This window comes from Cryobacterium shii, from assembly GCF_004402595.1.
GTDB lineage: Bacteria > Actinomycetota > Actinomycetes > Actinomycetales > Microbacteriaceae > Cryobacterium > Cryobacterium shii.
Window position 1 is genome coordinate 21,831 of sequence record NZ_SOFY01000029.1, and the last position, 6,832, is coordinate 28,662.

Consider the following 6,832-nt stretch of genomic DNA (forward strand, 5'->3'; position numbering starts at 1 on the left):
CTCCTCACCTTCCGCTGATGAAGGCGGGGGTGAACATCGCGCGAACATCCGAGGAAGGGCTCCGGAACAGACGGCGGAACGTCCATTTCTGCCGCCTGCCCGTGATCTAGTCGATCAAATGGATGCGACTCGACGACAATTTCTGACCACGGTCGGCACCATGGCGGCCGGGGCCATGGCCGCCGGCGGCGCGGCCGGCGCCGCGAAGGGCGCCGGATTCGGCGCGGCAGGGCACCCCGGCAGCGCGCGGCAACCGGGCGTCACCGCCACCCTGCCAGCCCCGGCCGATTCCGGGATCGACCACGTGATCGTGCTCATGATGGAGAACCGCTCCTTCGACCATTTCCTCGGCTGGATGCCTGGGGCGGACGGCAAACAGGCCGGGCTGACCTACACCGACCGCTACCGGGTCCGGCGCGCCACGCATCATCTGGGGGACTTCCAGGGCTGCGGGCACCCTGACCCCGACCACTCGTACGAGGGCGGCCGCATCCAGTTCAACTCGGGCAAGTGCGACGGCTGGTTGCGATCCGGCGAGAGCGACGCCTTCGCGATCGGCTACTACGATTCAACGGATCTGGACTTCTTCCGCCAGGCCGGACCGGACTGGACGGTCTGCGACCGGTATTTCGCGGCCACCATGGCCGAAACGTACCCCAACCGGTTCTACCAGCACGCCGGGGCCACCGACCGCACCCACAACTCCACGGTCACGAGCACGCTGCCCACCATCTGGGACCGGCTGTCCGACGCCGGACTGCGCGGCAAGTACTACTACGGCGACATCCCGTTCACCGCGCTCTGGGGCACGAAGTACCTCGATATCTCACACCCCTACGCCGACTTCCTGGCCGATTGCGCGTCGGGAAACCTGCCGGAGGTCTCCTTCGTCGACCCCCGGTTCTCCGACGAAGGCTCCGGCACCTCCGGTGACGACCACCCGCACGCCGACATCCGTTCCGGTGAGCTCTTCCTCGCCGAGGTCTACGCGGCCGTCACGAAGAGCCCGGCGTGGGGACGCACCCTGTTCGTGATCAACTACGACGAGTGGGGCGGCTTCTTCGACCACGTCGCCCCGGTCACGGCCCCGGATGCCGATCCCGGCAACGCCCTGCGCGGCTTCCGGGTGCCGGCCGTCGTGATCTCGCCGCGCGCCCGGCGCCGCCATGTCGCGCACGAGACGTACGACCACACCTCCGTGCTGAAAGCCATCGAGTGGCGCTGGAATCTGCCGCCGCTGACGCCGCGGGACACGGCCGCGCGCAACATCGCGGAGGTCCTGGACTTCACCAGCCCCCCGAACCTGCTCGCCCCGAAATACCTGGTTCCGCCCTTCGTGGCCGGTGCGCCCTGCGCGCCGGTGGGAACGCCCTCGGTCGAAGAATGGCCGGCCCTGAGGGACAAGGCGCTCGCGGACGGGTGGATGCTGCCATGAGCGTGACGCGCGGGGCACCCGGCATCCGTCGACCTCTCGGGCTGCGCTGGATGGCCGCCGCGGCCCTGATCCTGCTGGCGACGGCGACCCTGGGTCAGATGATCGACCCACCGGAGGCCGAGGCCCGGTCGGGGGCCGCGGCTGGAGGAGGCACCGGAGGCGGCACCGGCACCGGCGCCCTGCCCGGGGCCAGGCACGTCTTCGTGATCAACCTGGAGAACAAGGGCTACGACAGCGCCTGGGGGCCGGCGTCGGCTGCGCCCTACCTGGCCGGAACCCTGCGCAACCAGGGCGTGCTGCTGACCCAGTACTTCGGCGTCGCCCACAATTCCCTGCCCAACTACATTGCCCAGATCTCGGGACAGGGCCCGAACCCGCAGACCCAGGCTGACTGCCAGACCTATTCGCCGTTCGTGGGTGCGGGCACGACCAGCCCGGGACAATACGTGGGCAACGGATGCGTGTACCCGGCCGCCGTTCCCACCGTCGCCGGCCAGCTGACCGATTCGGGGCGTACCTGGAAGGGGTACATGGAAGACATGGGGTCCTCCTGCCGGCACCCGTCACTCGGTGCTGTGGACGACACGCAGAAGGCGCGCGTGGGGGACCAGTACGCGGTCCGGCACAACCCGTTCGTGTACTTCGCCAGCATCACCGGCTCGCCGGACTGCGCTCGGAACGATGTGGACCTGAATGCGCTGACGGCCGATCTGGCGTCGACCGCCACCACGCCGAACCTCTCGATGATCACCCCGAACCTGTGCCACGACGGCCATGACGCGCCCTGCGTCGACGGGCAGCCGGGCGGGCTGGCCAGTGCCGACGAGTGGTTGAAGCGGTGGGTCCCTGCGATCACGTCGTCACCGGCGTTCAAGCGGGACGGCGTGCTGGTCATCACCTTCGACGAGTCGGACAGCCCGCAAACCGATTCCTCCGCCTGCTGCGGCGAGGGCCCCGGCCCCAACAGCCCGCTGCCCGGCATCACGGGGCTCGGCGGCGGCCGGGTCGGCGCCCTGGTGCTGTCGCCGTTCGTGGCGGCGGGAACGACCTCCACCACGCCGTACAACCACTACAGCCTCCTCGCCAGCATCGAGGACACCTTCGCCCTGCCGTACCTGGGGTACGCGGCGACGCCGGGACTCAACCGGTTCGGACTGGATGTGTACAACGGGGGTCGCCACCGGTAACGGCGATTCCGGGGCATGATGAGCGCATGGGATCACCGCGCCGCCGCTGGCTCCTCGGCGCCGTCGTCGGGCTGTTCCTTCTCGCGCTCGCGTCCGCCGCCGTGTTCTGGCCAGGGGCGAACCCGTTCGCGACACCTGTCCCGTCCGCGGCATCCACCCCGTCCGCGGCATCCACCCCGCCCGCGACATCCACCCCGTCGGCCCGGCCGGGCGTGCAGCATGTCTTCGTGATCAACCTCGAGAACAAGGGGTACGACCGCACCTGGAGTGCGGATTCGACGGCCCCGTATCTGTCGGGCACCCTGCGCGACCAGGGGGTGCTGCTCACCCAGTACTTCGGGGTGGCGCACCACTCGCTGCCCAACTACATCGCGCAGATTTCCGGGCAGGGGCCGAACCCGCAGACCCAGGCGGACTGCGGCACCTACACGAATTTCGTTCAGACGGGCACGGCCGACTTCGATCAGGCGGTCGGTGACGGATGCGTGTACCCGGCCGGGGTGCCCACGGTCGCCGACCAGCTGGGCACCGCGGGCCTGCGCTGGAAGGGGTATTTCGAGGACATGGGCAAGGCGTGCCGGCATCCGTCGCCCGGTGCGGTCGACGACACTCAGCGTGCCCGGCCCGGGGACATGTACGCGGCCCGCCACAACCCGTTCGTATACTTCGCCAGGATCACGGGCTCGCCCGACTGCGCCCGGAACGTGGTGGACCTGACCGAGCTCGAGGGCGACCTGGCCCAAGCGTCGACGACAGCGAACCTGACGATGATCAGCCCGAACCTCTGCCATGACGGCCACGACTACCCGTGCGTCGACGGCGAACCGGGCGGTTTGGCCAGCGCGGACGCCTGGCTGCGGGAATGGGTGCCGCGCATCCTCGCCTCGCCGGCGTTCGCGGCCGACGGCCTGCTGGTGATCACCTTCGACGAGTCGGACAGCGCGAAATCCGACTCCAGCGCGTGCTGCGGCGAAGTGCCCGGACCCAACGCCGCCCGTCCCGGCATCGAGGGTCCCGGGGGAGGGCGCGTCGGCGCCCTGGTGCTCTCTCCGTTCACCGCCGGCGGCACGTCATCCGACACGCCGTACAACCATTACAGTCTGCTGGCGACGATCGAGGACACCTTCTCGCTGCCGTATCTGGGCTACGCGGCGACCCCGGGCCTGGCCCGTTTCGGTTCGGACGTGTTCAACACCGCGCACCGATTTTAACACCGTGCACTGACTTCAACACCGCGCGCTAACGCTGAAAGCCCGTTTCGGTGTCCGCCAGGTGCACGAGCGGACAATTCTCACAGGCGGCAGGCGTACCCTCGAATCACAGCCCGTCACGAAGGCTGGAAGGGGAGACAGTGGTGTATACCCGCGTGGACAACAGCGTCGCGGTGCAACAACTTGCGATCGGGCTGCACGATTCAGGCCGCGATCGACCGTGGGTTGTCGTGTCGTCGCCGTTCGGCACCGCCGTGCCCGAAATCGGGATCGAGCAACTCTCCAGCCAGATCGGTGACGTCACCCGGGTCTTCCTGATCGAGACCGGCGAACTCACCCGCCAGCTCGGCGACCTGCTCCCACCGCAATTCCAGGTATACGGCAGCGCCGGTCGCTCCTATCCGGTCGGCGACGCCTTCGCGACCCTGTCCCGGTCGAGGCTTCGCTTCACCCACGGCGACCCCCAGCACGCCACCGACCAGCTGGTCACGGATGCCCTCGCCCACGCCCACCAGGCCGGCCTCTTCGCGCTCGCCCCGGCATCCGTCATCACCGTCGACGGCACCGTCAAGGGCTTCATGCTCGGCGGTTCGCGCGCCCTGGTCGAGCTCGACGGCGGCGGCATGGCCACGGTCTGGCAGGAGCTGACCTACCCGCCGGTGCCGCTGGACTGGACCCTCAAGCCCGGGCAGCGCATCCGGGGTGCGCTCGATGCGCCCACCCATCGACTCAATGTGGAGAACAAGCCGCCGACCACGACCGCGATCGCCAATCGCTACCCGCACGGCAGCATCACCCTCGCCCTCGTGCAGAAGGTCAGTGCCCAGCGCGCCGTGCTGGCGCTGCACCCGCACCTGCAGTTCACGATCACCCGCGCCGACATCTCGGCCAACCCGCTCGACAAGGTCGACGCGCTCCTCTCCGAGGGCGATGTGGTGGCCGCGCGGGTGATCCACCTGCCCAGCGGCGCCCTGCACCTGTGCCTGAGCGACGTCGACGACGACGAGACCGTGCTGCCGTCGCTCTGCGCGGTGCGCAACGGCCCGCCGTGGCTGCAGGAGAACCGTCCGCTGCTGCCGCTGGTCGAAGAGGACGAGCCGACCGCTCAGGTGGTCGACCTGGTCGAGTCCCTTCCTGTTGTCGAGCCCACCGTGGCCGGGTTCACGCCCGCGGACTCGGTCTGCGCGGGCAGGATCGCCGCCGGCGGATCCGCCTCCGGAGACGCCGGCCCAGCGGACGGCGCCGAGGCCTTCGCCCTCGCGAATCTGCTCGAGGCCCGCGCCCCGCTGCCGCGCCCGTCGCCGGGACCGGGCCGCATGCACGCCGTGCGCCGTCCGGCCACGACGGCGACTGTGATCCCCTTCCGTGTCACCCCCACTCCCGCACCCGCTCCGCATTCGGCGTTGCAGTCCACGCAGCTCTCCCTTGCCGAGGCGAAGGCGCGCATCACCCGGCTGGAGACCCAGTTGGTTGAGGCCGGGGCCACCGACTCCGACCTGGCCAAGCTGCGTGAGCAGGCCCGGTCGGCTCAGCTGCAGCTGCGCGACGCCCTGGTCGAGCTCGCGACCCTGCGCCACACGGTCGCGGAATTGCGCGATGACCAGCGAGCCCAGAGACGGATGCTGCGGGAATCCCGCCGCACGGCGCCCACCCCGGTCGCGGCGAGCGAATACGAAACCCGGCGCGCGCAGTGGGAGGACCCGGCCGGCTGGGTGCGCCACGAAATCCTGCTCGCCTGGGTCGACCGTGTTCCGGAGTCGGACCGCGAGGAATGGCCGTTGCCGCACAGCTACGTGCTGGGAGAGCGGTTCCCCGACTCCCTGGCCGGGCTCGACGACGGCCAGCTGGCCAAGGCGTTCAAGGCATCCGTCGACGTGCTGACCGGGCGGGTGAAGACCCTCACCGGGCGGCACCTGCACGCTCTGCGCCAGGGTGCAGGTCCGGCCGATCCGCATCTGCTGCGCTGGGACGGCGCCCGCTGCATGCGGGTCTCGATCGAGCAGAACACTCCGGCCGCGCGTCGGATGCACTTCTGGCAGCTTCCGGATGGCGGCATCGAGCTGGGCCGGATCGTCACCCATGACGACATGGAAGCCTAGGCCCGACCCCCTGTAAATCTCTCTCCCGGGTGACTATTCTGGAATCCTTACAGGCCGTCCACGCCCGCTGGGCCGCGTGCCCTGAGCCTCGTCAACAGGCCCTCCAGAAGCAGGAGGAAGAGATGTCTATCACGATGAACAAGTTGCAGGTCAAGCCCCTCGATGCTCCAGATGAGCGCCGTACTCCGGAGAAGACCCACCTGGACCTCAACCGTCTGGGCGAGTACACCATCGGACGGATGACCATGGAGCCAGGCTGGTCCTGGTCCGAGTGCATCAAACCGGTGGTGCAGACGGAATCCTTCCGGCTGCCGCACGTGGGCTACTGCGTCTCCGGATCCCTCGAAACGGTGCTGGATGACGGCACTCGATCCACCATCACGGCCGGCGACTCGTACACGATCCCGCCAGGCCACGACGCCCACGTCGTGGGTGAGGAACCCTGGGTGGCAATCGAGTTCGCCAGTGCCGAGGCCTACGGGGTGCCACCGGCCAAGTAAGCCGGTTCCAGCCGGTTCCAGCCGGTTCCAGCCGGTTCCAGCCGGTTCCAGCCGGTTCCAGCCGGTTCCAGCCGGTTCCAGCCCGCCACCTGGATGTCGTCCCACGCGGTATCCAGGTGGCGCCTCTCAATCCCGGTGCTTCTCCAACCCGGTGCTTCTCCAACTTCCATGGCCGGAATTCTCGGCCCTCCTGGCGTCGCGCTACGTGTCCGGCTACTGGTCGTCGCGGGTGATGTTCTTATGTTCGATGGCGTCGGCCATCTGGATTCGCGATTTCGTGGTCTTGCGCCACTTCCGCGGCCCGCTCTCCAGCCAGGGTGGTGCCATCACCTCGGGCGAGCCCCGGACCATCCGGATCTGCCACCCGGTGCTGTCGAGCATCCGGTGATCGAACCAGCCC

General features: G+C 69.1%; 5 protein-coding genes and 1 pseudogene. 5 read left to right on the forward strand and 1 reads right to left on the reverse strand.

The features are described from left to right. The first annotated feature begins 118 nt into the window (after positions 1-118). The 5 genes from E3O49_RS06415 to E3O49_RS06435 all read left to right on the forward strand — a co-directional run bounded on the left by E3O49_RS06415 (position 119) and on the right by E3O49_RS06435 (position 6,432). Positions 119-1,435 (forward strand): alkaline phosphatase family protein, encoded by a 1,317-nt coding sequence (locus E3O49_RS06415; RefSeq protein WP_134367260.1) that lies wholly within the window; start codon positions 119-121, stop codon positions 1,433-1,435. Further along, the gene (locus tag E3O49_RS06420) at positions 1,432-2,622 is read left to right on the forward strand and encodes an alkaline phosphatase family protein (protein ID WP_134367262.1); all 1,191 of its coding nucleotides are present in this window, start codon (positions 1,432-1,434) and stop codon (positions 2,620-2,622) included. Before E3O49_RS06415 ends, E3O49_RS06420 begins: the two co-directional genes overlap by 4 nt. A gap of 26 nt (positions 2,623-2,648) precedes the next feature. Further along, a complete protein-coding gene (locus E3O49_RS06425) occupies positions 2,649-3,833 on the forward strand; it encodes an alkaline phosphatase family protein (RefSeq protein WP_134451172.1) in 1,185 nt (394 codons plus the stop codon). 140 nt (positions 3,834-3,973) lie between these two features. Next, on the forward strand, positions 3,974-5,932 hold the full coding sequence (locus E3O49_RS06430) for a hypothetical protein (protein ID WP_134409766.1): 1,959 nt from the start codon (positions 3,974-3,976) through the stop codon (positions 5,930-5,932). Between the two features lie 122 nt (positions 5,933-6,054). After that, on the forward strand, positions 6,055-6,432 hold the full coding sequence (locus E3O49_RS06435) for a cupin domain-containing protein (RefSeq protein ID WP_134409764.1): 378 nt from the start codon (positions 6,055-6,057) through the stop codon (positions 6,430-6,432). Between the two features lie 213 nt (positions 6,433-6,645). Here the strand turns inward: E3O49_RS06435 and E3O49_RS16510 are convergent. Beyond that, positions 6,646-6,832, reverse strand: a pseudogene (locus E3O49_RS16510) (hypothetical protein); the annotation flags it as partial.

Coding starts and splice junctions, on each gene's coding strand:
- E3O49_RS06415 (WP_134367260.1), top strand. CDS start 119: ATGGATGCGACTCGACGACAATTTCTGACCACGGTCGGCACCATGGCG.
- E3O49_RS06435 (WP_134409764.1), top strand. CDS start 6,055: ATGTCTATCACGATGAACAAGTTGCAGGTCAAGCCCCTCGATGCTCCA.
- E3O49_RS06425 (WP_134451172.1), top strand. CDS start 2,649: ATGGGATCACCGCGCCGCCGCTGGCTCCTCGGCGCCGTCGTCGGGCTG.
- E3O49_RS06420 (WP_134367262.1), top strand. CDS start 1,432: ATGAGCGTGACGCGCGGGGCACCCGGCATCCGTCGACCTCTCGGGCTG.